The following is a 24,794-nucleotide window of genomic DNA, read 5'->3' as shown; positions in this document are numbered from 1 at the left end:
TTCAGATACCATTACTTTCCTACTACTAAATTATTGTACTAAGAGAATGTAAATAAATCTGTAGGTAATTGTTCATTTTTTGTAAAGACTTGTAAAACGATGTAATAAAAACACGCTTTTTTACGAGGTTTGTATAAAAAAAAGAAGACCATAATGAAGGATGTCTTCTTCATTTGATCTTCATATTTATTAATACCTATCATACTTTCGTTAACTCTTCATATAAATCTTTCAGCGATTCACAGCCTTTTTGATAAAGCTTATTGACATAAATGCTCCAAAGTTGAGCAGTTAATTTCGCGTCTTGCAGCGCATGATGTCTGCCAATAATCGGGATTCCATTATGCTCACAGCATTCTTCAAGCGTAATTAACTTTACCTCTGGTTCAGCAATGCGATATAAGAAGGACATATCAACTAATCGATGCTTAAATGGTGCACGATATAACTTCCATGATGCATGCTGTAAGAATACTTTCTCATGGTTTGCATGGTGGGCGACGAGTGTATAGTCTTGTGTAAACTGAAAAAATTGAAAAAGGACTTCTGATAATGGCGGAGCCTGCTGTAATTGAGTGTCATATAAACCTGTCAGTTGACTAATTTCATCGGTAAGCAGCTTATCTGTTCTGACTAGTGAATAAAATGTTTCATTCTCGTTTATTTTATCACCCTTCACCTTGATAGCTCCGATTGAAATAATTTGATCTCCTTGCTCGGGATAAAAACCAGTTGTTTCTATATCAAAAACAATAACATTTAAATCAGACAGCGGTATATTTAGTGTTTCCTCTACTCTCATTTCACGTTGCAATTGCCTTAAAAACGCAACCTGCTGTTGACTTTGTCCACTTTGTGAACCACCAAGCTTTCCTTGAATGCCTTTCATAAAAAAAAATGGGTCAAATGTCATTCATAACACCCTTTTTCGATTATCCCTTGAACATATTGATGGAGTTTTTTGCCGGCTTTCAATATGTTTTTAATTTCTTTTCGTTCAAGTTTAGACAATTTCCTAATATTAAGATAATGAATATCATCATAGGATTCAGCATTTGCAAATACTAAAAGCCGATAATCAAGAAGCTTTTCAAAATTTTGCTGATACTGAAGAAGTTCATTACGATAGGTTTTATTTTCACAAAGGCGGTGTATTCGTTCTATGGTCGACGTCTCAACCACCCCCTCTTTAATCGCCAAAAGTCTAACTGCATTTACATATGGCAAAAAAGCTGCTTTTTTTATATCAATACAGCCCTCATACTTACCTCCGGTTTCAACATAAAGCTGGCCCAAAAGACCTACTGAATGCTTAATATGCTGAACATTATCTAAAAATCGCTGAAGAAGCTTATGATGTTCCTTTTGATATAAAAATATCGACTGTTTAAGCTCATCCACATAGTTTTTTTCTCCAACAAGGCTGCGAGAATCGTAAAAAATTTGCAAGTAACGAATGGATTCCCATGTTTGTTCTTCCATCCAATTAAAAAGTTGCTGTTTCCAATTTGCAAACGATTGACACCAAAGCGGGTTAGAGCTCATGATCTTTCCTTCACAATAAGGATAACCAATGGCATGAAGACCTTTTGAAAGCTCTTCTCCTAGCTTTTTAAAATAAAAGCCAGCCTGTTCAGTGTCTTCTTCATAGATCAGACCATGGTCTTGATCGCTTATAATTCCTTGTTCGATCCTGCCGCCGCTTCCAGTAATAAACCAAGTATAGTTACAAGGAGGTAAACCAATGTTTTTCTCAAGATGAAAGAGTGCTAACTTACTAGCACTCCTCATCATCTCATCATGGAAATCGTTTAATTGTTTTGTGTCAAATTCAAATTTATGAATATGATCGTCTTTCCATTTTTTAATTGATTCATATGAATCAAATTCCCTATGCATGAGAGACACTCCCTCAACATTTTTAAAATGAAACGAGGTAAACCAAGCTTCCTGTTTATGAACCGACATTTTGATCTTTCGTTACAAATAATTCAGGATAACCATAGCTACCATGTTCACTTATATCCAAGCCCATGATTTCTTCTTCTTCTGTTACACGCAATCCATTCATCAGCTTTTTCGAGATTGCTAAAATGATAAATGATACAACGAATGCGTATGCTCCAGAAACTGCTACTCCCATAAATTGTACGCCAAGCTGTGTAAATCCGCCACCGTAAAATAGTCCTGGCAAGCCTACAGTAGCGAGTTCCGGTGTTGCAAAAAATCCTGTCGATAATGTTCCCCATACACCCGCTACTCCGTGAACTGATAATGCGAAAATTGGATCATCAATTTTTCTCTTTTCAAAGAATCTAGCACTATAGAAAACGAGGATCCCAGCTATTAAACCAATGACAACCGCTGCCCATGTATCAACGAATGCACAAGATGCAGTAATGGCTACTAAACCTGCTAAAGCTCCATTCAACATTGTCGGAATATCTGATTTACCCAATACGATCCAAGAAATAATAAGGGCTGAAACAGCTCCTGCACCTGCTGCTAAATTCGTATTTAAAGCTACAAATCCAAAAAATCCGTCATCGACCGCTACAGTACTTCCTGCATTAAAACCGAACCAGCCAATCCATAAAATTAACACACCTAAAGCCGTAAATACTTGGTTATGTCCTTGTATATTATTGGCAGAACCATCTTTATTATATTTGCCAATACGCGGCTTCAACAATATTGTTGCGGCAAATGCTGCCATCGCGCCTGTTAAATGAACAACTGTAGAGCCAGCAAAATCTTGCTTTCCATGTTCAGCTAACCAGCCGCCTCCCCAAATCCAATGTGCAATAACCGGATAAATAAGTGCTGAAAATAATACAGTAAAAACAAGGTAAACAGAAAGCTTCGCCCGTTCTGCAAATCCACCTAAAGCAATTGTGATAGAAATTCCTGCAAAGGCTAATTGGAAGACAAAAAATACAGATGTTGCTAAGCCCATATCTTCTACTTGATAACCAGAATAGAAGAAATCGGATAAGCCAACAAAAAAGTTTCCATTATCACCAAAAATAAATCCATACCCTACTGCCCAGAAAACCAATGATGCCAAACCGAATGTAAAAATTGTTTTACCCGCAATATGACCTGCGTTTTTCATTCTTGTTGAACCGGCCTCAAGTAGTATAAATCCACCTAACATAAAAATAACTAAAATTGCTCCTAGCATGACCCACAAGCTGTTCATTAAAAACATCGTGTCCATTGTATTTCCTCCCTTGTGCGATTTACTAACTTTAGATGTAAGAAAATATAACATCCCGTTCTTATTTACTATTTTATACGATTATCTTTAAGTGTCAACCTATTTTCGAAGGTTTCTGAAAATTCCACGTTAGAAAATCTAACAAACTTTCGTTTTTTTGCTATGTATCTTACAAAAAAAGGGATTAAATAGACAAAAAGAACATCTCACACGTAAGATGCTCAGTAAATTATAACTATGATAGGGTTATTTTCAATTCAATTCACTTTAAACTCCAGATCACTGTCTTTTATAACGCAAAGGACATTCCAAATAAAGCTTACATCCATCCTGAAAGAACTCATATTTGGCTTGGTTCCTTTAAAAGGCTATAATATACATTGAGTTAATCCTTGTTGAAAATAGAAAAGAGGTTACATAAAGTATGAAAATTATTGAATCTAAAATTGAAAAATTGGAAGATCCATTCGGTATTCTTACAGGTGAACGGTATGAAATAATCCTTACTTTGGATATTGATGAAGAAGATGTACTTTATAGTAAAAACGGAATTGTCCTAAATCTCATCTTTGCAGTTGAAGGTGAACAAGCTAAAATTGCGCAATATCATTTTATCGAAAAAACGACCGAGCTTGTTTTAGACTATGCATTATTGGACGATGAAATAAAGGAAGTAACGAACTATTGCAGGCAGCTTGTTGAAAGTATGTGAAAGCATTCTTATCAAAAAGGGTCAAATCCTAGATCCAAATCTTCTAGTTTAGAGGATTTGGTTAGGATCTGACCCTTTTCCACTCTTACACCGCTTTTTTAACACGAATTAGCTTTCTAACAAATGAGTTTCGTTTTAGTCTAGGCTGTTTTCTTACCATTGCCATTAAGTGAATAATTAAAATCAACAATAATGATTTCTTATAAACGAGATACCGCGGCATCCAATCAGTGGCAAATTTAGCTTTATATCTGCGCAATCCTTTAAAATTATAATATTTACAGCCATTCAAAAAGACATATCTTGCTATTTTCTCCGGAATAGGCGCCCCTTCCTCAGTACCTACATTTGATAATGGCGACATTCCTAAGCTGCAGGATGAAAATCCCTTTTCCTTTGCCCACATTATTGTCGAAAGAAAAACCATATCCATTGCTCCAGAAGAACCAGCCTTTGTATACCTCATTAAATCAATGCTTATTGACTCATCCGCTTTATAATCAGAAGGCAAGCTCGCAAAGGCAACTAACTTCCCCTGTGGACTTCTTAAAATCGAAACGGGAAAAAGGGTAATATAATCTTCTTGAAAGGAGCTAACCGAAAAGCTTTTTTCATATCGTTCTGCTAACCATTCGTCAGAAACCGCTTTAAGTTCTTCAATCAGTTCAGTACTAAACGGAGGATAGATGACGGAAAATTGATATCCCTCTCTTAAAAACTTGTTTCTTGTTGTCCGAATTTTTGCAGATTTCTTGCCTTCTATCTTAAAATGATCCAAACAAACCCTTGCTTCCTCACCAACTTTGAAGAAACGATAGCCGCGCTCTCGTAAAAATGGCAGGAACCTTTCACTAGCTTGGTAAAAAACAGGTATTGCTCGCATGCGACTGGCATAATCAATGAATTCATCCAGACCAGCTTCAAAATACAATTCTTCTCCAATTGGATCACCTAGAACAAAAAATTTATTTCCTTTTTGTCTATAGGAAATCATCACAGAATCATTTTGCGCCATATAAATTTGTTTATCCTGCAAAAATAGAAGATGTGATAACGAATTCCCGCCATATCTTTTAATAAATGATCGGACAAATGATTCATCGAACGGTGTTTCTCCTGAACGTTTCGGGACATTCAAGATGAACCAACAAATAAAGAAAAATAGAAAAATTAAATACATGAGATTTAACAAATACCTGATCCCCCTTATTTCACTTTCCTTTATACAAGATACCATAATAAACAGAATGAAAAAATATCTTTTCGATTCCTAATTATTCTATTTTTTATTTCTTTTCTTTGAATAGTTATTTTTAAAATGGATATGGTAAAGGCGTATACTCACAATTTAAGGATGAAAGGAAGAAAAAGAAATGAATATAAACCGCGCAAAAGAAATATCACAAATGGGAGAAATGATGAATGTTCTCTATCAAGGTGAAGGTATATATATACAATCAGTAAATGAAGAGCAAGGAACAGCAAGAATTTACCCGCTAAATAACCCGCAAGCAGAAAAAGATGTACCAGTTGAGAGCTTAATTGAGAAATAACAGAATTCTTCATAAAAAAGGCTGACGTTTATAATAAAACGTCAGCCCTTTTTATGCTTATTATAATTTAACAACGTCTTCCGCTTGAGGTCCGCGGTTGCCTTCAACTATGTTGAATTCAACTTTTTGTCCTTCTTCTAACGTTTTGAATCCTTCACCAGCGATAGCGCTGAAGTGAACGAATACATCGTTTCCTTCTGCAACTTCGATAAATCCGAAACCTTTTTCTGAGTTAAACCATTTTACTGTACCAGTTGTTTTCATGAGAGAACCTCCAAAGATTTTTTAATATGTTACTTGTATTTACTTGGTAAATAAAAATTCACATATTATAGAGACTATCAAAAAAGGAGTAGATAATCTCGATAATATGTGAATTATATAGCTCCATATTTGGTCTTTTAAATAAACAATCATTTGATCAATTTATTATTTTTAAAGAAATAGCATTATCTCAAAACAACGAAAGCCCTGCCTCTCTTTCGTCCTTACGGCTCCTAGACCGTGCCAGTGTGAATTGTGATCAAACGTCCTCTTTTACTATTACACGATGCATGTAATTCAAAGTCTTTCATCATTCACACAGCACCACCAAGGTGAAATTCTATAAAAAGCACTCTATTACTTTAACCGATTTGTAAGGTATTGTCAATGTAAACACATTATTTGTAAATGTACAAATTAATATGAATTTTACATCAATTCGTATCTTTATTAAACAATTGAACAAAGAAAAATAGTCTAGCTTAAATGACAATAATCGAACAAACCCACAGCCAGGCCAGCTTCATATTTCTACTATCAACCGCAACGAAAATAGCTGTTGAAACAGTTTGTGTTTTTCCAGGAATGTTTCCAGCAATTATAAAGGTGACTTGGCTCAAAATTCCCCTAAAGCCCTCTCTTACCTTTCATAACATTAACCACCACTAACAGGTGGAATAAAAGCCACTACATCACCTGATTGCACAAGGTCTTCATCTAGGGCATATTCTTCATTTACCGCAATCATGATATGCTCTAAAGTGCCAAGTTCAAACCTAGTACCTACAAGCTCCTTTAATTCTTTCACAGTGATGCTCGGAATATCGAAAGAAATGCTCTCCTCTCCAATCTTCTCTTGTAAATGGGCAAATAACAAGATCTTAATCATCACAACAACCCCTTTTCCGGCTTTCCTTTTGGATAAGGTGTTTTTTCTAATTGATCACCTATCCATGATTCGCCATCTTCCCAAATCTCTTTTTTCCATATCGGTACAATTTGTTTTATCCGCTCGATGGCATATTCATTTGCTTCGTACGCATCCTTACGATGTGGAGTAGAAACAGCAATGACAACAGCAATTTCCGAAATTGTTAATTTACCGATTCGATGTGTAATGGCTACCTTTGCATCACTCCACCTCTCCTTTATTTCATCACCAATCTGCTCCAGCTTTTTTACGGCCATTTGTTCATATGCTTGGTATTCTAATGACAATGTTCGCTTTCCATGAGTAAATTCCCTTACAGTTCCGATAAAAGTGGTAACCGCCCCAGCTTCACGGCGAATCACTTTATCCGTTATTTCTTCAATTGAAATAGGATCCTTAACTATTTCAAACAATGGTTTAGTCAATTATTTCACCTACTTTATTTGTTAGAAGCCACTTAATACCTTCGAAATAATTTGTGAAACATCTATATTCTTCTGTAATGCTCTCGGGTAGAGCAACCTTCGATATCACACAGCTGACATTTACTACATCTTCTAATATTTTTATATCATCAAGCGACCTTATTAATACTACTTTTGGATAACCAGCTGCCTTATACCCTTCAACAACAATCACATCTAATTGAAACTGGCTATATAAGGATAGCAATTGGACGAGGGATAAAGAAGCTTGTTCTGAAGTCAAAATAACTGAGCCATTGCCCTCTACTACAGAAACATAAGCACCCGCTTGTCGATGCTTCCCTGTATCCTTTTTGTGGTCACTTATATCAATTGCCCCTGGATGGCCGTGATGCTTAATTGTCCCCACTTTTAAACCTTGCTCAACAGCCATTTTGATATAATCTGCAACAAATGTTGTTTTTCCGCTATTTTGATAACCGACTACTTGAAGGACTTTGCCCATGAGGATTCACTTCCCACTTGATCGTCAATTAGCAATACGTCAACATGATCACCTTTCTGAAAACCTCTTGTTCCACCAGGCAATACGATAAGTGCGTTGGCATCAGCAAGAGATGTCACAACATTTGATTTATCTAATCCTACAGGTAAGGCAAGAATTTTCCCATCGGAAAAATTAATTTTCCCCCGAACAAACCTTATGAAAGGATTTGGTTTTAAAAAGTCCTTTTCCAAGCTTGCCGTTACTCTTTGCAGATGAACACGATCAGAGAATAAAAAGGTGCGAATAATCGGCCTTACAAATAGTTCAAAGCCGACATAACAAGCAGATGGATTGCCGGAAAGCCCAAATAATAATTTCCCATTAAGCTCTGCAACCGTTGTGACACTGCCCGGACGCATAGCTACTTTATTAAACAATACATTAGCACCTAAACGACTATAGATTTCTGGCAAATAATCAAAATCTCCAACAGAAACACCACCAGTAGTTATTAAAAAGTCAACATTCTCTAATGCTTTTTTGATTGCAGCATAGCATTCCTCAAGGTCATCTAGTAGTTTGCCTAAAAAAATAGGCTCAGCTCCGCTTCTTCCAGCTTGTGCCTCAATCATATAAGAGTTACTATTTCTAATTTTACCAGGCTTTAAAGGTTCATCAACATCGAGCAGTTCACTGCCTGTCGCAATAATCCCGATCCGCGGTTTTTTAACAACCGAAACCGTTTTATACCCAAAGGTTGCAAGCAAGGCAATAGTACCAGGAGTAATAAATGACCCTTTTTTCACTAAAACACTGCCTTTTGGTGTATCCTCCCCTTTAAAGGAAATATTATCTCCTTTTTTGAAAGGCCTTTTGATAGACATGAATTTTTTTCCATTTTTTTGAAATTCTTTCGTTAACTCTAGCATAACAATCGCATCACAGCCACTTGGAATTTGGGCACCTGTCATAATTCGTGCTGCCTGCATTTCACCAAGTGTGAACATACCAACATCTCCAGCACCAATCTCATCAATTACTTCAAATACTGATGGTTGATCTGAACTTGCATATAATGTATCAACTGATCGAACCGCAAATCCGTCATATGGTGAGCGATCAAAAGGTGGTACTGGATGATCAGCAATTAAGTCCTCAGCTAAAAATCTCCCATGGCTTTCTGTTAAAGACACAGATTCACTCTCACCTTTTACAGAGTAACGTAATACCTTATGTATTGCTTCGCTTACAGCCAATGGCTTTCTTTTTTCTACCATTTCATCACTCCGGTCTATCATTGATCAATTCATCAACTATTATTATTTGATTCTGATATTTTACCATTTGTATGTAGTTCTGTATAATCCTCTTGTGAGTTTACATTACGAAAAATGCTTGGATCAACCTGCAAATCTTTTTCAGTTACATATAATACCTCAATTTTTTCAAGAAGTGAAATAATTCTATACTCATGATTCTCTAACTGCTCTTTCATAAGTGAATATATCGAATGGTGATAAACCCCTGTTAACGGCTGAAGCCTTCCGTTTATTTTAGGTATAATTGCCTTAATGTCATGCTGTCGAAAATGTAGCAACCTTAAAACAGCCTGATTAGTGATTAAAGGTATGTCACATGCTAAAAACACATACCATTCTGCCTGAACATGATTCATTGCCGTAATCATTCCTGCCATTGGCCCTTTTCCTTTAACATCAGGTTCATCAAGTAATACAGGACAGAGAACTGCATCCTTTAATTTTCCAGCTATATTGGGATGACTGATGATTATTTGCTTATCTGATACAGCTTTTAATACGGAAAAGGAATGCTCCCAAAAGAATTTCCCTTGATAACTCGCAAATGCCTTATGATGGCCAAATCGACGGGACTCCCCCCCAGCTAATAACACACCTATCGTTTCTTTCACTGCATAGCCCCCTTTTTAATATTTTAACGTGAATCGAGGAAGGAATATTCTTATATGCATTATCTGCAAAAAAAGTCAGTTACCATGTTGTGGCAACCGACTTTATAGTCATTATTCAGCGTTTTCAAGTTCAGCTAAAACACGATTCACGCGTTTTTCAAGCATTTTCATCCCGCTTCCGCCAGCTTGGAAGTGGCGAAGCTTACCTTCTTTATCAAAAACATAGTAAGCAGGCACATATTGATTTTCAAAAGAGTCTGTTAATTTATGCTCATTATCAACGAAGATTGGCTGGCTAATATCATGCTCTCCAGCAACCTTTTTGATCTCATCAAGTTTTAAATCATCTTCTGAACGCGGCATATGAACTGCTACAACATTTAATTTATCTTTAAATTTATCACGGAATTCGTTAACTTGCGGCATCGCTTCCTTACATAAGTGGCAGCTGATTGACCAGAAATGAATAAGCGTTGGCTTCTCACCAATTAATTGTTCTTTCGTTACCTCACCATTTAACCATTCGGTTGCACCAGTAAGCTCCGGCATTGGCTCACGTAATTTCATCTCTATCCCTCCATGTTAAATGAACAGATTAAAAAAGGGGCTGACATTCTTATTTTTGTCAGCCTCTCTTTTATCAATGTGTTTTTTAAAGAAATTATAATGTAGCTTGGCCTGGCTTCCAGTTTGCTGGGCAAAGTCCGCCAGTTTGAAGTGCTTGAAGCACACGAAGTGTTTCATCTACGTCACGGCCAATGTTGTTGTGGTTTACGACAGAATATTGTAATTCACCTTCTGGATTAATGATGAATAATCCACGAAGTGCAATACCCTCTTCTTCAATTAAAACACCATATTCACGGGAAACAACATGATTTGTATCAGCAGCTAATGGATATTTTAAATCGCCTAAGCCGTTGTCTTTGCGATCTGTTTTAATCCATGCTAAGTGTGTATGAATGGTATCAGTAGAAACACCGATTACTTCTGCATCTAAATCTTCGAATTCATCATAACGATCTGACAATGCAGTGATTTCTGTTGGACATACGAATGTAAAGTCCATTGGATAGAAGAAAAGAACTGTCCATTTATCATTCTTCATGTTTTCTTCTAGACTTACTTTTCCAAACTCTTTGTTTGCTAAAACTGCTTCCATTTCAAATCGTGGTGCTTGTTTTCCTACCATACGTTCTGCCATTATGTATCCCTCCAAATAAGTTTTGTTAGGTTTACTAATTGAGAAAAATTTATGCTTCTCAACCAATATTTATATGTCTAATACAGTGACCATTATAGGACAAGCATCCTTTTTAGTCAATGTAGGTGATAATGATTTTAAAAATATCCTTTTGTTTATTGTGTAAAAAATTTGAAATTCAACTTATTTACTCAAAACAAAAAGAAAAGGCTGTCTCATAACAAATGGATCAGCCCTATACAAGAACCTAATACGTAAGAAGGTTCGTATCTTGTTGTTTGTTAGGGACAGACCATTTTAGACAGCCTTTCTTTTAACGAATTTTATCGATTTATTTTGCTTTCAACTTGCTGGCAAATTTCTTCTGCTGTCATTCCGCTCGCTTCGATAACAGAGCCTGCAGTTACAACATTACTAATCCCCATTACGTTTGAATCTTGTCCTGTAACCACACAGCAGTCACAGCCTTGTGCATCATTTTCATTTTTTAATTGGACAACCTCATAGCCTTTTTCCTGTAAAGCAGATGATACGTCAGATAATGATTGTTCTACACCGATTTTTGGCATTGTTTATCCACCTCCTACATGTATTGTGTACATGGGAGGAAAAAATATACTTTAATTATTTTGATTAGCCTTGAATGTGATATACTTTGTCATCAAATCAACAGCGACATGGATTGCATCTTCACTAGGCTCTAGTTTAGCATGATGCAGGCCGAATGATGATTCAACGCCTAACCAAAACATAAAGCCGGGAATTTGATCGACCATATATCCGAAATCCTCACCAGTCATTGCTTCCTTACATTCCTGGACGGTAACGGATGTGTTTGCAGCTGCAAATTCCATAAATTCTGCTGTTAAGACTTCTTCATTAAAGACTTGATGATACATCGAACCATAATCAATAGTCGCTTTACATGAGTAGCCAATCTCAACCCCTTTAACCAATGCCTCAATTCTTTCCTTCACTTTATCCATTGATTGAACAGAAAGGGTTCGAATTGTACCTTCTAATCTAGCATTTTCCGCTATAATATTCTGCACGGTGCCGCCTGTTATTTTTCCAATTGTAATAACAGCGCTGTCAAGAGGATCGACATTCCGTGCTACGACAGTTTGCAATTGAGTAATAAGTGAACATGCTGCAACAACCATATCATTTGTCGTATGAGGGTATGCTGCATGTCCGCCCTTTCCTTTTAAATCAATAAATAATTCAGAAGTATTGGCAAAAAGCAATCCAGGTTTTGTTGCAATGGTTCCAACCGGCAGCTCTGGAGAAATATGAAGAGCTGTTATGATATCAGGTTTCCATTGCTTCGCTATATCGCTATTAAGCATTGGTTCCGCTCCTCCTGGCCCTTCCTCTGCAGGTTGAAATAAAAACAAAATATCATCCTGTACAGGGTGTTCTACAAAATGGCCAAGGATACCTAACGCTATTGTCATATGAAAGTCATGACCACAGGCATGCATATAACCAGGATGCTCTGATTGAAAATCATAATTTGTCTCCTCAGTTATCGGTAATCCATCGATATCAGCCCGGTAGCCAATGATCTTTGTGGGGTTTGTCCCCTTTACTAAAGCAAAAATACCTGTTTTCCATGTTTTAATCTCAATTCGCTCTTCCGGTAATTGCCTTAATACACCTAATAAATATTGCTGTGTTTTAAACTCCTGAAAACCAATTTCAGGTATTCGATGAAGGTCCCGGCGAATTTGATTAAGTTGTTCTTTGATCATCTAATCACCCCTATACAAAAGAGGCTGACTCAAATCAAAGAGTCACCCCTGTAAACACAATATATAGGATTTAAAATAATGAACAAATCCATATATTCTTGTTTCCTAGTGGGTTATCCCCTTCCTGAGACAGCCTCTCTTTAATCCTATAATTGTCTTAGCTCTTGCATGATTTCTGTTTTTGATTTTGTTTTGGCATCAATATCCTTAATTTTACGGGCTGGAGCACCTGTAACAACTGTATATGGCTCTACATCCTTTGTAACAATTGCGCCGGCACCAACTACCGCACCTTTTCCAATTGTAACGCCTTCTAATACAACAACATTTGCTCCAATAACAACATCATCTTCTACAACAACCGGTTTAGCAGAAGGCGGCTCGATAACACCTGCTAAAACTGTGCCAGCACCGATATGGCAATTTTTACCTACAGTCGCACGACCTCCAAGTACACAATTCATATCAATCATTGTACCTTCACCAATAACAGCACCAATATTAATAGAAGCACCCATCATGATAACGGCATTATCACCAATTTCAACTTGATCACGAATGATTGCGCCTGGCTCAATACGTGCTTTAATTCCCTTTAGATCAAGCAGAGGAATCGCAGAATTTCGGCGATCATTTTCGACAACGTAATCTTCAATATGGTCTTTGTTTGTTTCAAGCGCATCCTGGATTTCAGCCCATTCACCAAATACGACACCAGTATTGCCAGTTATGAAGGTTTGAGCTGATTCACCAAAGTTGATGCCTTCTAGATTTCCTTTTAAATAAACCTTTACAGGTGTAGATTTTTTACTGTTTTGTATAAATGAGATAATCTCATTTGCATCCATCATTTTCATATGTATGTTTCCTCCTTGATTCATTTTACAATCATTCTTTACTGTATCAAAGGATTTAATTCTTGACAAGCAAATGTTCACTTATTTATGTTCTTTTACAATGTCTAGAAATGCCTTTACTTGTTTTAATTCAAACGAAGATTCATATCCTAATAGCCACGTATCTCTCTCAATTGGTTTTCCATTTTCATCAAGAAGAGGGACCTTAAAAATATCCTGCTCATTTTCCTTTAACGTAACAGAGGGTAAAATAGCATAGCCAATACCATTGAATGCCATTTGTTTACAAGTTTCGATTTGATCCACAACGATTGTTCGCTTTGGCGAGGTTTGAAACTGCCGATGCCACCAATCTTGAATTTCTTGATAATACGTGGAGTCACTTTTGAATTGTATAAAAGGTCTTTCTGTATGCAGTACGTCCTCAACCTTACTAATTTCCGTATCCACAAGATATAAGGTATCTGAAAACAGATGTTCCTTAACCCCCTTCCAATCAGGATTTCCTCGAATGATACCGATATGGACGTGATCTTCAAACATGCTTTTTAATATTTCACTGCTCCACCCAGTAATAAGTGAAATTTTAGCATGTGGATTTTTTCTAACATAGGTTTTTAAAACCTCAGGAAGCCAATGCTGACCAATGATGGACGCGACTGCAAGCTTTAGTGTTCCATGAACCTCTCCTTCGAGCTCTAAAATTTTCTCACGTACCTGTTCTTCTTTTTCGACAACCTCACGGGCAAAGGAAACAACCTTTTCTCCTGCTGGTGTTAACGTTAATCCTTTTTGAGAACGGATAAAAATTTGAAAGCCCCATGATTTTTCTATCGTTTGTAAGCGCTGTGATAATGCTGGCTGGGAAACAAATAGTCGTTCAGACGCTCTCCTCATATTCATTTCCTCAGATAAGACAACCAGCATTCGGAGCTCTGACATTTGCATAACCATCCACCTGCTTTTCAAAAATACATTTCTTTACAAGTTTAAAGGCTGAATTATTTTGAATCAGCCTTTTCATTTTTTGGTAGAAATAAAATAAAGGCAAAGCTTAATAGTGCAAAACCAAAAACAACAAAATAAACATCATGTAAAGCAAATTCCAGTCCCTGCTGAAGGAGCCCTTTTGACTCAGCTGACAAGCTTGTACGTTCTGAAGATTCAAGTAAAGTGGTTGCAGAATCAAGATTCAACTCTTCCTTCACACCTTTGCTTGATAAATAACTTAATAGCCGGCTGTTTAAGATCCCCCCAAGCAGAGCGGCACCAATTGTACTTCCTACATTTCTCATAAACATATTTGTAGCTGTTGCAACACCTCGCTTATTCCAATCTACTGTACTTTGAATCGAAACAATAAAGGCTGTTGTTGTTAGTCCCATCCCTATTCCAATGATAAATGAACCGGCAGCAGCAAAAAGAGCACTATCATTTGCAGATAACATGATAAAAACAATACTCCCACAAACTAATGCTACTCCTCCTAAAATAAAGGTTGTTCGAAAACCGATTGTTAAAATAGCTCTTCCAGATATCATTGCAGCGATAGGCCAGCCAATGGACATGGTTGTTAATGTAAAGCCGGCAACAATTGCTTTTTCCTCCATAACACCTTGAACAAATGTCGGCAAAAAAGTCGATAACCCGATTAATAACACACCAGTTGTTAAAGATGTCAGATTGGCAATTAAAATCGATCTTTCATTCCAAAGCTCAAAAGGCATCATTGGTTCCTCTACTCTTCGTTCATATAGTACAAAGGCGATAAAGCTAAGGAACGAGAGACCTCCCAATAAGAGGATTGGCATCGAGAGCCACTCCCAGCGGACACCGCCTTCGACTAAAATAAACATAAACGATGTCACTGATAAGGTAAGCAGGATTGCTCCGCCATAATCAATTTTTGGCTTCTTTTTATCGACATTTTCATGAAGAAACATAAATAAGCCAATTATTGCTAGGATACCAAGGGGAATGTTGATCCAAAAGACAAACCGCCAGCTAACAAACTCAACTAGAAGCCCGCCAATCGCTGGTCCCAAAATGGCAGAAATCCCCCATACACTTGATAAATATCCTTGTATTTTTGCCCGCTCTTCCTTTGTATAAATATCCCCCACAATCGTCGAAGCAATCGGCATGACCGCACCTGCGCCAAAGCCTTGAACAAACCGTGCAAAAATAAGCCATTCCATTGATGTTGCTAAACCACATATTAATGATCCGAGCAAAAAGATAATGATTCCTATCGCAAGCACGGGTTTTCGCCCAAATAAATCTGAAAGCTTACCGTAAATCAAGACCGTTACCGCATTCATTAACAAATAAGATGAAAAAACCCAGCTATATAAAGAAAAATCCCCTAATTCTGCTACAATCGCCGGCATGGCTGTTGCCACAATCGTCGCTTCTATTGCAGCCATAAACATCGCAAGCATAACTGTTACTAAAACAAAAGGTCTATTGGTTTTCTTTGACATATCCTTTTGTGCCATTGACTGTTTCTGTATAATTGCTTGTCCCAATCCAACATCACCGCCTATATGTATTAATGATTTGTCAAACGATCTGAATAAAAAGAAAACGATGTAATGAAGTTATCCCTCTCATCTACATCGTTTCATTGTTATTGTTCTTGTTCCAAACCTCTCATTCGCTTTTTTAATTGTTTTAATATAGCTCTTCTCGTAAAAATCCCTTCAAATACATTTTCTTTATTTTGAACACATACGAAAGGATGATTCACAATAAGGTCAAGTCCCTTTTCGATAGGGTCATCCAGATACAACCTTGGTATTTCTTTATTCATAACCTCTTCAACCTTCATATTTTCTAATTTTTCAAATTCAATCCGCTTTAATCCAAAAATGTTATCCATTATTAAATTCATTCCTATTAAGCCATGCAGCTTAAAGGTTGGGTCTAATACTGGTATGGCTGTATATCCTGTTTTTGTTAAAACAAGCAAAGCATGTTCTAGATTATTGCCGATTTGAACATGTGCCACTTTATCTGCTGGAATCATTAACTCTTGAATAGTTGCATTCATTAAATCTCCGGTTTCTAAACGAATCATAGTTGCTCTTCCTCTCTAAAAAACATTGTCTAAGGCCGCTTTCTAATTAAAGAGGTCATAAATTGAGACTTCCATTAATAGGATTTCCTGCTGGAATTGCGGTGGAAAAATCACCAATTCTATCATATCATATTGTTTGCAATCCTTCTTATAAAAACAAATCATTATAAAAGAAAATCCCAATATTTTATTTTTTCTTCATTAATTAGGGGACAAAAAAATGATACCCAATAAGAGTATCATTATTACCTTTTTTAGCAACATACCGACTAAATCATTTTACTTCCTAATTTACTATGTAAATAACTATCTGACTCTTAATCGATCATACAAGGCAATTAATTGTTGATATGTTTTTTCATCTGTTCTTTTCATTCCTGCTTCAATATCATTAATCTCGCTGCATACAATTTCTAAAGCATATTGTTGGCGTAATAATAATTCGATAAGTAATTTTTGCTCATCAGAAGTAAGCCCTTCAATTGTCGCTTTCATACGTTCCTCCTGGTTTTATTCATATAAAAATAAGCAGGCATTTACATTTTATTTTGTATATCGATTGGCATAACTGAATGCCGTATAGGACTCTGGTTTAATTTTCGCTTCAACCCCCATCGCTTCAATTCTGCCTGTCATTTCCTGAATTAATTCCTTTGTCATGCCCTTTTGGCCGATATCTAGATGGATTTCAAATAGTAAATTTGCTCCTTCATCTGCAAAAGGGATTAACAATTCTGTTAACACATTTAAATATTTGGTGAGAAAAAAATAAGCCACCTCTTGACTTAATGCTGTTTCGATGGATATTTTTTCACGTACGCTTAAAATAGGGCGTTTCACACTATGTGCCTTTAAACATCCCCATGCCCCTTTGCCTTTTCGATGAAGATGAATGGCTGTAATAAATCTTGTCTCTTTTTGATGAACATGTGAATCCGAACCAATTGAGAGTATATACTCTGAACGCAGATCTTTTAACATAAACCTTTTTATACGCTCTATCACGGTTTGGAATGACATTTTCTTTTCTGAGATATTATAAAAGGTAAAAGATTCGTTCATGTCACATCTCCCCATCAACATATCTTTTGTTCCAGCTCATTTTTGTAATATAGTTATCAAAAAATATCCTTATAAATTATATGTCGTATATCATTTAAAATATGTTCATAAAAATGTTACCTTTTAAAAGTTTTCAAAAAAAATAGCTATGCCTATAGAGGCATAGCTATTCTCCCTTACTCGTCTCAATGTTTCGCAATTTTTCATGACAATGAGCGCACGTAAAGATAACATTTTGATTTGATTGAGCTGTTAAAGATTTTGATAGTGGTTGCTGATTTTGACAAAACGGGCAAATAACAGTAGGCTCTTTTCTCATATTGCCTCCTTTATAATCCCTAAATAATGGGCAGCAATGTTCATTACGTATAAGTCAAAATGTTTTTTTCTACTGCCAACTAGTCTACGCTAAGTATAACAACTAAAGTTTCACTTATTGCAGAAGGTCGAAGATTTCCATAGCAATCATATCAATATTATCAAATTGGTATGATTGGGGTTTGTCTCCTTTTTGAAATACCTCTAATTCAAATGTATTGCTTTTATCGAAGTATTTCACACTGCAACGCTTTTCTCCCTCAACCTCAAAAAAACGTTGTAAAGGCTCGCCTGATCCAGAATTTTCCTGTAAACTTTGCAATCTTGTAATAATACCTAATAGCTGTGACAAAAAGAGATCCCCCTTCCGGAAGAGTTAACGTATAACTGATTCCTTATATTTAATATTGTTTTACACTACCATACATTCTATCCACTAAACAACGATTCAATAATCTGTATCTTTACTTTGTGCCTATTCAATTTTACACTATGTATGAAGGGATTTCCAAAGAAATTACGCCTCTACACCCTTGTCAGTCATAAAAAGCTTTATTTTCAGGCGAATATCAGCTATTTATACAAGGGGGAGCTTATAATGGCATACATAAAAACAATTGATGAAAGAATCTCGATTATTGACAGTTTAGACTTAGGAATGCAAGGCAGAACAAGCTGCTATGTTCTCCAGGATGAAAAAGTGGTTCTTTTTGAACCCTCTGCAAGCCCTTCAATCCCTTTCTTATTGGAAGGCTTATCAGAGCTTAACATTCCGTTAGAAGAAATAGCCTTCATTATTGTAACACATATTCATCTAGATCATGCCGGTGGAGCAGGATTACTTTTAGAAAAATGTCGAAATGCAAAATTAATTGTTCATCCTAGAGGAGCAAAACATATGATAGATCCTGCTAGGCTAATCTCTGGTGCCAGAGCTGTTTATAAGGATGAGTTTGATCGCCTCTTCCATCCAATTATACCTGTACCTGAAAATCGTTTATTAATCAAGTCCCACGGAGAAAAAATAAAAATCGGGAAAAATTCATATTTAATGTTCTTCAACACACCAGGTCATGCCAATCATCACTTCAGTATCTATGATTCAGTAAGCAATGGGATCTTTACAGGTGATACGATTGGAATATTTTATCAGGACCTTCTCGACCAAGGGATTGAGTTCTATTTACCCTCAACTTCACCAAATCAATTTAACCCGAAAGCCATGCTGGAATCAGCTAAAATGATCGAAGAATTACAGGTTGACAAAATATATTTTAGCCATTTTGGTGTGAGCTGCCAACCTCAGCTAGTATTCAGCGAACTTAGAAAATGGCTCCCTATATTTGTTGATATTGCTCAAAAGAGTGTAGAAAAATCCAAAGATAGTTCTTTTGAGGAATGCTGTAAAGCTGTTGAAACTGAATTAAATCATCTCGTTTTCAATGAACTTCGCAAGCAAAATATTATGATAGCCGACCAAGTTTATGCTATGTTAAAACTTGATTTGTCAGTAAGTGCTATAGGATTAGTTGATTATTTACGAAAGAATTCCTAACAAATGGTTTTGTTGAAAAATGAAGTGATTGGAGTGATTAATATGGAAAAGGTAGTAACAGTATATACACAGCCGAGCTGTCCACCCTGCCAAGTTGTGAAACAATTTTTAAATCACCATCATGTTTCATACATTGAAAAAGATATTAGTGTTGACACAGAAGCACGTGACAAATTAGTATATGAACTTGAATCAACATCAACTCCTACAATTACCGTGGACGATCAAGTAGTAACCGGATTTGATTTAAAAAAACTTGAGGAGCTTTTAGAACTCTAAGAGCAATATCATAAGAGCGCAAACGCACTGATCAGCCTCGAGCAAATAAGAATAGAAGGCGTTCTTTGCCTTCAATTTTTTCATACCTTTTTAAAAAGACACATGAAAAAAAGCTTGGTGACCAGCCAAGCTTTTTTCCGTTCTATTAAAAGGGGTTTGGGGAAAATCGAGAGTTCATGACTAATCAAATTCCAGCGTTAATTGTTTACAAGGGTGAATGAAACAATCAACCTTTACACACCTACCAGAGCAGTATGTAAAACAAGAACTTAATTGATTACCTTTCTCATTTATAATGATAATGATTATCAGTTTCATTGTCAACAGTTTTTTATGATTTTTTAAATTTAAATTTATATATGCAAACAACACTAAATAAAAAAGCGCAAGCGCCTTGATCAGCCTAAGGCAAAAAAAACGCTCATGAATAGAAAAACGTTCTTTGACTTCTATTCATGAGTAGCTAGACCCTAGAGGCAGTTAAAAACGCGACGTCCTGTCGCATTGACTGCACTTGCACGTCCTGTGCTTCTGGGCCAGGCGCTGGAGCTAGACACTAAAACTAGGTTAAAATTTTATACTTTCCTATAAAAAAAAGAGGCTTCCCGCCTCCCGTTTTTTACTGCATTACCTTGAAATATTCATCCATTAAGGAAAAGAATATGACTTTACTTTGATTTAAAAATGAATGTTTAAAAAATGAAGAGTCATTATTCAGAGCCTGTATCAACGGCTGAAAAGATGTATTATTAATCATGTTTGATGTTGTATAATCTTCACTCCTCATTGTATCTTTCACTAATTTTGGCTTTTGTTTTTGACTATCAATTGAATAGATCTTCCAACTTCCATTTGTTTTGTGCATTTTTACTAACTCGTAATGGTCCTCATATTCAACCGGTCCATTAGAAGTAGCTTGGAAAAATTCATAAATAATCCGTTGATTCCCTTCTTCAACTACTTTTGTATGTTCATCGTAGCTAAAGAATGGAATCGTATAAACCGGGAAATCTGTCCCGTAGACAATAAATTGATCTTCTATAGGTTGAACATTTGCATCCATATATTTTTTAATCAATTCATTCTCAAAATAGGGTGTTAAAATTAGCCTCATTTCATAAAGTGATCTTGGTTTCTCAGTTAAAGAAGTTTGTGCTTGAAAAGCATCTTGTATGTGATTCAGAATTTCCGCTTTTGAGTTACCCTCAAGTTCTTTTGCTGTTGCTTCATGTGAAAAGGAAAAAATAGCAATCAAAAGGAGTAGACTAAAGCTTAAGAAATTTTGTTTCAACTTACTCATCCTTTCATCTTATTCCGTCATCTGGACAACCTTTCCTTCCCTAATCTCATTTTAACAACTATCTTGTCAAAAAAGCCTATTAACCGTTCGTAAAATACTCTTAAAATGCGACACAATTTTTATATTTAATATGTATCTACCCGGAAACATGATTTTCTAATCAAAAAAACAGCGGAAAATTCCGCTGCTACCAAACCACCGTATAGGCCAAATAAAAAATAAAGGCTAATGCAAGTATACCGAAGATTACGTATGTCAAAAATACAGGGTTGCGCATATAAGGATGTTCTTGAACTTTTTCATTAATTTGTGTGTCCATATTTGATTTTCTTGCCCCAACAAGTCTCCCTACCTTGATCGTATAGATTAAACTTGCTGCTAAAATAAGTAATGCAATTATACCGAGTATCATTGTTAAATTGCCCACTATTTAGTCACCCCTTCTATGTATAGGATGACTAAAAAGCCAGGCAGCTATGCCTTGGTTTTCTTTACCATTTTGGCTGTGGCTTTATCCAAATCTTTATTATAAGACTTCTTTCTCATATAAAAATTCATATGATAAATCAATAAACAGATAATGATTTTGTTGTAAAGGATAGGAAAATGTTCGGATTAAATCGCCTTTTTCGATATCACTATAAACATCACTAAGGAAACCCTTTTTATCATAGCGCATTTTCATAATATTAGCTAAAAAGTATGGGCGCCAGCTCCAATTTTTCATATAGTAATTAGGTTGAATTTCCCAGCCGTTATTTTTATAGATATTCACCGATTGTTGAAAGCCATCTTCATCGCAAATATAGATCCGGAAACTGCAATCATCCAGATGTACAGAAAGCTCCTTTAAAAGCTGATTGTAATCACTATTTTGTTTACTTATTTTAGAAATAAGTTGATCAATTCGATGATGGAAATCTTCTGTAAAGTGATTAAGTCTTTCCAGCTTCCTTTTTTCTGCAGAAATATAATGTTGGAATTCCTGTTTCAATCTTTCCTTACAATGATCTTGATGAATAAATTGTCTCTTTGGTTTGCTTAAGAAAAATCCTTGATAATACCTGCCGCCATTTTTCCAAGCATATTGCAGCTGAAAATTCACTTCAACATCCTCATATAAAAGTGTCGCACCGATCTTCCTTGCTAAAAGAGAAATTGAGTATAGTACATCATAATATGATTGGGATGGTGATGTCAGTCGTAATGGCTGTAAATCAATTTTTAATATATCTGGAGATAGCATACCGATACGATCTAAGTTGCTGCTAGCCTTTCCAATATTGTCAATTGCAACTTTTATGCCATATGTTCTGTAATAAGTTAATAGATGATACAACTGCTCAATATCGCCTTTAAAATTATGCTCTGTTATTTCAAGTACAATTTGAGTAAACTGTAAACCAGCTTCTTGCTTTTCTAATAAAATTTGCAGAAAACTCTCTCCATGATCAAGCATGAGTATGTTAGCATCGCGATTAATAAAAAGCAGTAGTTCTTGATCCTGCAATTGTAAGAATTCATCAATTGCCATATGTAAAATAAAGTCGTCAACCTCAATTCGATATTCATCGGGAACATTTTCATCTTGGAAGAAAGGGCCTAAACTTTGAATTTCATCGTTATGCTGAATTCTTCCAAAAACTTCATAACCGATAACCCGTTGTTCATCCGCACTAAATATCGCTTGGTAATAAGGAATGACCTTCTCTACGTTTGTCAGTACATCCAATGGATCCATTGCAATCCCCTCACCTATATCTATATAGATTACGTATGGATTATACCATATTCCTATTTATAATTGGTGGGAAATCCCTTACAGGATGATTTAACAGAAGTCTACATAGAGCATCCTTTTTTAAAATGGAAACTGATTTAACCATTGTCCCCCATCCATCGTGATACACTCACCGTTAATATAGGCTGCATCATCAGATAGTAAAAACACAGCAAGCGCAGCAATTTCTTCTGGGGTCCCAAGTCTACCAAGCGGGACACTGTTTAACGTACGCATAGCCGATTCCTCAGACTCCCATAATTTATCTGCTCCGCCAGTTCTTTCAATTGGTCCTGGCGCTATGGCATTAACCCTTATCCCATACTTTCGACCCCATTCAACAGCCAATGTTCTTGTCATAGATAATACACCCGCTTTTGCTGCTGCTGAGTGAATAACTCCAGCCCCCGCATTCCAAGCATAGGTAGCGATCATATTTAAAATCACACCTTTTGTTTTTCGTTCAATCCAATACTTCCCAATTGCTGAACTGCAATAAAATGTCCCATTTAACACAATATCAATGACTGATCTCCAACCATTGATCGATAAGTTTTCAGCAGGACAGATAAAGTTACCCGCAGCATTATTAACAAGAGCATCGATTCTCCCATATAGCTGATCAACCTGCTTTATCATCTGAGCAACCTTTTCCGGATCTCGAATATCCAGTTGAATTGTGTTTATTTCTCCTTTGACGGATTCTATCTCCATTTTTGCTGCTTCTAATTTGTCCTGGGTTCTTCCAATAATGACCACATTCGCTCCAGCTGCCGAAAATTTCTTGGCCATCGCTTTTCCCATCCCGCTTGAACCGCCTGTCACAATTATGACTTTTTCCTTCATAGTAAATCCCCCTTAGAAAAAATGAATGAACGACCATTCATTATGTATTTTACCATTTCTTTTCAATCATTCCTATCAAAAAGTCAATTAGATGACAATTCAGTTTTTAAATAGAGTCCTTATTGAAACCATGCTATACTTAAGAAAAGCGCAAGCGCCTTGATCAGCCTAGGGCAAATAAGACGCTCATGAATAGAAGGCGTTCTTTGCCTTCTAGAGGGGCTAGGCGCTAGAGCTAGACACAAAAAATATGTTAAAATTTTATATTTTAAAGAAAATTAACAACTTTAAATGAGAATAAAACAATGGAGAATGGTTGGTAAAGATGACTAAAAAATATTCAAGGAGATCGTTTTTAAAAGGTCTTCTTTCTATTTCCTTCGGAAGCATCATTACTGCAGCTGGAGGATATACTTATGCACGGTTTATTGAACCAGCATTATTAGATATAACGAAACACTCAATTACACATGAGAAAATTCCAGTGGCATTTGACGGCTTTAAAATTGTTCAATTCAGTGATACTCATTTAAGTGACTTCTTTACATTAGACAGATTAGAAACAGTAGTCAAAAAGATTAATGAATTGTCACCAGATCTCTTATTTTTTACTGGTGATTTAATGGATGAGCCAAATCAGTATACTGAAATTAACAAAATTGTTCCTGTTCTTGAAAAATTACATGCTCCGTTTGGAAAATACGCTGTTTACGGTAATCATGATCATGGCGGTTATGGAACAGATATCTATAAAAATGTCATCAAAATGGCCGGCTTTATCTTATTACAAAACGAAGCAACAAACGTTACTATGCTAGATGGCAGTAAAATAGGTGTGGCTGGAATTGATGATTTAATGCTTGGAAAGCCAAGCTATGAAGGAACTTTAGGGAATTTAAATAAAGATGTGTTTAATATCCTACTAGCCCATGAACCAGATGCAGCACTGGATGCAAAGAGATTTCATGTTGATTTGCAATTATCAGGACATAGTCATGGGGGACAAATTCAACTACCATTTTATGGACCGCTTATTACTCCACCATTTGCATCTGTTTATTCTGAAGGAATGTATGAGGTTGATGAGATTAAGTTATATGTGAATCGTGGATTAGGTACAACAAGACTACCTTTTCGCTTTTTATCTGTACCAGAAATCACACAATTTACACTTTATTCAACATCATAAATTTTGGGCTGTATTCATAAGGTTTTTGCCTCACTGATAAATTTGTTTA

The 24,794-nt window shown here is 36.1% G+C and carries 30 protein-coding genes and 1 pseudogene; 5 read left to right on the top strand and 26 right to left on the bottom strand.

Translation table 11 applies throughout. The features are described 5' to 3' along the window. Window positions 1–199: 199 nt before the first annotated feature. From ACSVDH_RS10390 to ACSVDH_RS10380, 3 genes are read right to left on the bottom strand one after another with little or no spacing between them, the layout of a single operon-like run. The gene (locus ACSVDH_RS10390; RefSeq protein WP_439249365.1) at window positions 200–913 is read right to left on the bottom strand and encodes an exonuclease domain-containing protein; all 714 of its coding nucleotides are present in this window, start codon (window positions 911–913) and stop codon (window positions 200–202) included. Next, window positions 910–1,899 carry a DUF294 nucleotidyltransferase-like domain-containing protein gene (locus ACSVDH_RS10385; RefSeq protein ID WP_299086768.1) on the bottom strand — a complete coding sequence of 330 codons (990 nt, stop codon included), beginning with the start codon at window positions 1,897–1,899 and terminating at the stop codon, window positions 910–912. Before ACSVDH_RS10385 ends, ACSVDH_RS10390 begins: the two co-directional genes overlap by 4 nt. A gap of 55 nt (window positions 1,900–1,954) precedes the next feature. After that, the gene (locus tag ACSVDH_RS10380; RefSeq protein WP_299086766.1) at window positions 1,955–3,220 is read right to left on the bottom strand and encodes an ammonium transporter; all 1,266 of its coding nucleotides are present in this window, start codon (window positions 3,218–3,220) and stop codon (window positions 1,955–1,957) included. 424 nt (window positions 3,221–3,644) lie between these two features. On the opposite strand from ACSVDH_RS10380, the gene ACSVDH_RS10375 reads away from it, so the two are divergent. After that, a complete protein-coding gene (locus tag ACSVDH_RS10375) occupies window positions 3,645–3,932 on the top strand; it encodes a DUF6509 family protein (protein WP_439249364.1) in 288 nt (95 codons plus the stop codon). Window positions 3,933–4,017: 85 nt separating this feature from the next. Here the strand turns inward: ACSVDH_RS10375 and ACSVDH_RS10370 are convergent, their stop codons facing one another. Continuing rightward, complete coding sequence (locus ACSVDH_RS10370) at window positions 4,018–5,124, bottom strand: phosphatidylglycerol lysyltransferase domain-containing protein (RefSeq protein WP_439249363.1); 1,107 nt, start codon at window positions 5,122–5,124, stop codon at window positions 4,018–4,020. A 181-nt stretch (window positions 5,125–5,305) separates the two neighbouring features. Here ACSVDH_RS10370 and ACSVDH_RS10365 point away from each other — a divergent pair, with 181 nt between their 5' ends. Next, entirely contained in the window at window positions 5,306–5,485 is a 180-nt protein-coding gene (locus ACSVDH_RS10365) for an H-type small acid-soluble spore protein (protein ID WP_299086760.1), read from the top strand. Between the two features lie 60 nt (window positions 5,486–5,545). On the opposite strand, the gene ACSVDH_RS10360 is transcribed toward ACSVDH_RS10365, so the two are convergent. The 18 genes and pseudogenes from ACSVDH_RS10360 to ACSVDH_RS10275 all read right to left on the bottom strand — a co-directional run bounded on the left by ACSVDH_RS10360 (window position 5,546) and on the right by ACSVDH_RS10275 (window position 18,148). Continuing rightward, window positions 5,546–5,749, bottom strand: coding sequence for a cold-shock protein (locus ACSVDH_RS10360; protein ID WP_046511360.1), 204 nt, complete (start codon window positions 5,747–5,749; stop codon window positions 5,546–5,548). Window positions 5,750–6,231: 482 nt separating this feature from the next. Beyond that, a pseudogene (locus ACSVDH_RS10355) lies at window positions 6,232–6,357 on the bottom strand (molybdate ABC transporter permease subunit); the annotation flags it as partial. A gap of 47 nt (window positions 6,358–6,404) precedes the next feature. Next, window positions 6,405–6,638 (bottom strand): molybdopterin converting factor subunit 1, encoded by a 234-nt coding sequence (moaD, locus tag ACSVDH_RS10350; protein ID WP_299086758.1) that lies wholly within the window; start codon window positions 6,636–6,638, stop codon window positions 6,405–6,407. After that, window positions 6,638–7,105 carry a molybdenum cofactor biosynthesis protein MoaE gene (locus tag ACSVDH_RS10345; RefSeq protein WP_299086757.1) on the bottom strand — a complete coding sequence of 156 codons (468 nt, stop codon included), beginning with the start codon at window positions 7,103–7,105 and terminating at the stop codon, window positions 6,638–6,640. Before ACSVDH_RS10345 ends, moaD begins: the two co-directional genes overlap by 1 nt. Continuing rightward, window positions 7,098–7,610, bottom strand: a complete 513-nt coding sequence (gene mobB, locus ACSVDH_RS10340) for a molybdopterin-guanine dinucleotide biosynthesis protein B (RefSeq protein WP_439249362.1) — start codon at window positions 7,608–7,610, stop codon at window positions 7,098–7,100. The genes ACSVDH_RS10345 and mobB overlap by 8 nt, the downstream gene beginning before the upstream one ends. Further along, window positions 7,589–8,869, bottom strand: a complete 1,281-nt coding sequence (locus ACSVDH_RS10335) for a molybdopterin molybdotransferase MoeA (protein ID WP_439249361.1) — start codon at window positions 8,867–8,869, stop codon at window positions 7,589–7,591. The genes mobB and ACSVDH_RS10335 overlap by 22 nt, the downstream gene beginning before the upstream one ends. Before the next feature lie 32 nt (window positions 8,870–8,901). Next, window positions 8,902–9,522, bottom strand: coding sequence for a molybdenum cofactor guanylyltransferase (locus ACSVDH_RS10330; protein ID WP_439249360.1), 621 nt, complete (start codon window positions 9,520–9,522; stop codon window positions 8,902–8,904). 111 nt (window positions 9,523–9,633) lie between these two features. Then, window positions 9,634–10,089 carry a TlpA family protein disulfide reductase gene (locus ACSVDH_RS10325; protein WP_299086750.1) on the bottom strand — a complete coding sequence of 152 codons (456 nt, stop codon included), beginning with the start codon at window positions 10,087–10,089 and terminating at the stop codon, window positions 9,634–9,636. A gap of 94 nt (window positions 10,090–10,183) precedes the next feature. Then, the gene (locus ACSVDH_RS10320) at window positions 10,184–10,726 is read right to left on the bottom strand and encodes a peroxiredoxin (protein ID WP_046511377.1); all 543 of its coding nucleotides are present in this window, start codon (window positions 10,724–10,726) and stop codon (window positions 10,184–10,186) included. A gap of 323 nt (window positions 10,727–11,049) precedes the next feature. Then, window positions 11,050–11,295: a YkuS family protein gene (locus tag ACSVDH_RS10315; protein ID WP_299086747.1), complete on the bottom strand. Its 246-nt coding sequence runs from the start codon at window positions 11,293–11,295 to the stop codon at window positions 11,050–11,052. Window positions 11,296–11,346: 51 nt separating this feature from the next. Beyond that, a complete protein-coding gene (locus ACSVDH_RS10310; RefSeq protein ID WP_439249359.1) occupies window positions 11,347–12,480 on the bottom strand; it encodes an N-acetyldiaminopimelate deacetylase in 1,134 nt (377 codons plus the stop codon). Window positions 12,481–12,626: 146 nt separating this feature from the next. Further along, window positions 12,627–13,337 (bottom strand): 2,3,4,5-tetrahydropyridine-2,6-dicarboxylate N-acetyltransferase, encoded by a 711-nt coding sequence (dapD, locus tag ACSVDH_RS10305; protein ID WP_299086742.1) that lies wholly within the window; start codon window positions 13,335–13,337, stop codon window positions 12,627–12,629. 81 nt (window positions 13,338–13,418) lie between these two features. Continuing rightward, complete coding sequence (gene ccpC / locus ACSVDH_RS10300; RefSeq protein WP_439249358.1) at window positions 13,419–14,285, bottom strand: transcriptional regulator CcpC; 867 nt, start codon at window positions 14,283–14,285, stop codon at window positions 13,419–13,421. A 53-nt stretch (window positions 14,286–14,338) separates the two neighbouring features. Next, complete coding sequence (locus tag ACSVDH_RS10295; protein WP_439249792.1) at window positions 14,339–15,835, bottom strand: MDR family MFS transporter; 1,497 nt, start codon at window positions 15,833–15,835, stop codon at window positions 14,339–14,341. 131 nt (window positions 15,836–15,966) lie between these two features. After that, complete coding sequence (cbpB, locus tag ACSVDH_RS10290) at window positions 15,967–16,416, bottom strand: cyclic-di-AMP-binding protein CbpB (RefSeq protein ID WP_439249357.1); 450 nt, start codon at window positions 16,414–16,416, stop codon at window positions 15,967–15,969. A gap of 306 nt (window positions 16,417–16,722) precedes the next feature. Next, window positions 16,723–16,911 (bottom strand): antirepressor AbbA, encoded by a 189-nt coding sequence (gene abbA, locus ACSVDH_RS10285; RefSeq protein WP_299086736.1) that lies wholly within the window; start codon window positions 16,909–16,911, stop codon window positions 16,723–16,725. 48 nt (window positions 16,912–16,959) lie between these two features. After that, entirely contained in the window at window positions 16,960–17,478 is a 519-nt protein-coding gene (locus ACSVDH_RS10280) for a ribonuclease H-like YkuK family protein (RefSeq protein WP_439249356.1), read from the bottom strand. Between the two features lie 433 nt (window positions 17,479–17,911). Next, the gene (locus tag ACSVDH_RS10275) at window positions 17,912–18,148 is read right to left on the bottom strand and encodes a YkuJ family protein (protein WP_299086733.1); all 237 of its coding nucleotides are present in this window, start codon (window positions 18,146–18,148) and stop codon (window positions 17,912–17,914) included. 246 nt (window positions 18,149–18,394) lie between these two features. On the opposite strand from ACSVDH_RS10275, the gene ACSVDH_RS10270 reads away from it, so the two are divergent. Both ACSVDH_RS10270 and ACSVDH_RS10265 read left to right on the top strand, forming a co-directional pair. Then, the gene (locus ACSVDH_RS10270) at window positions 18,395–19,351 is read left to right on the top strand and encodes an MBL fold metallo-hydrolase (protein ID WP_439249355.1); all 957 of its coding nucleotides are present in this window, start codon (window positions 18,395–18,397) and stop codon (window positions 19,349–19,351) included. Window positions 19,352–19,393: 42 nt separating this feature from the next. Beyond that, complete coding sequence (locus ACSVDH_RS10265; protein ID WP_299086731.1) at window positions 19,394–19,630, top strand: glutaredoxin family protein; 237 nt, start codon at window positions 19,394–19,396, stop codon at window positions 19,628–19,630. Between the two features lie 619 nt (window positions 19,631–20,249). Here the strand turns inward: ACSVDH_RS10265 and ACSVDH_RS10260 are convergent. The 4 genes from ACSVDH_RS10260 to fadH form a co-directional block, all read right to left on the bottom strand. Then, window positions 20,250–20,921 carry a DUF3993 domain-containing protein gene (locus ACSVDH_RS10260; RefSeq protein WP_439249354.1) on the bottom strand — a complete coding sequence of 224 codons (672 nt, stop codon included), beginning with the start codon at window positions 20,919–20,921 and terminating at the stop codon, window positions 20,250–20,252. A gap of 196 nt (window positions 20,922–21,117) precedes the next feature. Then, window positions 21,118–21,357 (bottom strand): hypothetical protein, encoded by a 240-nt coding sequence (locus ACSVDH_RS10255; protein WP_299086728.1) that lies wholly within the window; start codon window positions 21,355–21,357, stop codon window positions 21,118–21,120. A gap of 99 nt (window positions 21,358–21,456) precedes the next feature. Continuing rightward, on the bottom strand, window positions 21,457–22,671 hold the full coding sequence (locus ACSVDH_RS10250; protein WP_439249353.1) for an EAL-associated domain-containing protein: 1,215 nt from the start codon (window positions 22,669–22,671) through the stop codon (window positions 21,457–21,459). A gap of 120 nt (window positions 22,672–22,791) precedes the next feature. Further along, a complete protein-coding gene (fadH, locus tag ACSVDH_RS10245; RefSeq protein ID WP_439249352.1) occupies window positions 22,792–23,556 on the bottom strand; it encodes a 2,4-dienoyl-CoA reductase in 765 nt (254 codons plus the stop codon). A gap of 325 nt (window positions 23,557–23,881) precedes the next feature. On the opposite strand from fadH, the gene ACSVDH_RS10240 reads away from it, so the two are divergent. Beyond that, window positions 23,882–24,745: a metallophosphoesterase gene (locus ACSVDH_RS10240; protein ID WP_439249351.1), complete on the top strand. Its 864-nt coding sequence runs from the start codon at window positions 23,882–23,884 to the stop codon at window positions 24,743–24,745. The last annotated feature ends 49 nt before the right edge of the window (window positions 24,746–24,794 follow it).

Origin of the sequence: Metabacillus sp. Hm71 (genome assembly GCF_051842955.2) — a bacterium.
Taxonomy (GTDB): Bacteria; Bacillota; Bacilli; order Bacillales; family Bacillaceae; genus Metabacillus.
This window is presented reverse-complemented; position numbering and strand designations above follow the sequence as displayed.

Coding starts and splice junctions, on each gene's coding strand:
- cbpB (WP_439249357.1), bottom strand. CDS start 16,416: ATGATTCGTTTAGAAACCGGAGATTTAATGAATGCAACTATTCAAGAG.
- ACSVDH_RS10375 (WP_439249364.1), top strand. CDS start 3,645: ATGAAAATTATTGAATCTAAAATTGAAAAATTGGAAGATCCATTCGGT.
- moaD (WP_299086758.1), bottom strand. CDS start 6,638: ATGATTAAGATCTTGTTATTTGCCCATTTACAAGAGAAGATTGGAGAG.
- ACSVDH_RS10280 (WP_439249356.1), bottom strand. CDS start 17,478: ATGAACGAATCTTTTACCTTTTATAATATCTCAGAAAAGAAAATGTCA.
- ACSVDH_RS10385 (WP_299086768.1), bottom strand. CDS start 1,899: ATGCATAGGGAATTTGATTCATATGAATCAATTAAAAAATGGAAAGAC.
- ACSVDH_RS10390 (WP_439249365.1), bottom strand. CDS start 913: ATGACATTTGACCCATTTTTTTTTATGAAAGGCATTCAAGGAAAGCTT.
- ACSVDH_RS10325 (WP_299086750.1), bottom strand. CDS start 10,089: ATGAAATTACGTGAGCCAATGCCGGAGCTTACTGGTGCAACCGAATGG.
- ACSVDH_RS10360 (WP_046511360.1), bottom strand. CDS start 5,749: ATGAAAACAACTGGTACAGTAAAATGGTTTAACTCAGAAAAAGGTTTC.
- dapD (WP_299086742.1), bottom strand. CDS start 13,337: ATGAAAATGATGGATGCAAATGAGATTATCTCATTTATACAAAACAGT.
- ccpC (WP_439249358.1), bottom strand. CDS start 14,285: ATGCAAATGTCAGAGCTCCGAATGCTGGTTGTCTTATCTGAGGAAATG.
- ACSVDH_RS10295 (WP_439249792.1), bottom strand. CDS start 15,835: ATGGCACAAAAGGATATGTCAAAGAAAACCAATAGACCTTTTGTTTTA.
- ACSVDH_RS10315 (WP_299086747.1), bottom strand. CDS start 11,295: ATGCCAAAAATCGGTGTAGAACAATCATTATCTGACGTATCATCTGCT.
- ACSVDH_RS10270 (WP_439249355.1), top strand. CDS start 18,395: ATGGCATACATAAAAACAATTGATGAAAGAATCTCGATTATTGACAGT.
- ACSVDH_RS10310 (WP_439249359.1), bottom strand. CDS start 12,480: ATGATCAAAGAACAACTTAATCAAATTCGCCGGGACCTTCATCGAATA.
- ACSVDH_RS10335 (WP_439249361.1), bottom strand. CDS start 8,869: ATGGTAGAAAAAAGAAAGCCATTGGCTGTAAGCGAAGCAATACATAAG.
- ACSVDH_RS10250 (WP_439249353.1), bottom strand. CDS start 22,671: ATGGATCCATTGGATGTACTGACAAACGTAGAGAAGGTCATTCCTTAT.
- fadH (WP_439249352.1), bottom strand. CDS start 23,556: ATGAAGGAAAAAGTCATAATTGTGACAGGCGGTTCAAGCGGGATGGGA.
- ACSVDH_RS10380 (WP_299086766.1), bottom strand. CDS start 3,220: ATGGACACGATGTTTTTAATGAACAGCTTGTGGGTCATGCTAGGAGCA.
- mobB (WP_439249362.1), bottom strand. CDS start 7,610: ATGGGCAAAGTCCTTCAAGTAGTCGGTTATCAAAATAGCGGAAAAACA.
- abbA (WP_299086736.1), bottom strand. CDS start 16,911: ATGAAAGCGACAATTGAAGGGCTTACTTCTGATGAGCAAAAATTACTT.
- ACSVDH_RS10240 (WP_439249351.1), top strand. CDS start 23,882: ATGACTAAAAAATATTCAAGGAGATCGTTTTTAAAAGGTCTTCTTTCT.
- ACSVDH_RS10265 (WP_299086731.1), top strand. CDS start 19,394: ATGGAAAAGGTAGTAACAGTATATACACAGCCGAGCTGTCCACCCTGC.
- ACSVDH_RS10365 (WP_299086760.1), top strand. CDS start 5,306: ATGAATATAAACCGCGCAAAAGAAATATCACAAATGGGAGAAATGATG.
- ACSVDH_RS10320 (WP_046511377.1), bottom strand. CDS start 10,726: ATGGCAGAACGTATGGTAGGAAAACAAGCACCACGATTTGAAATGGAA.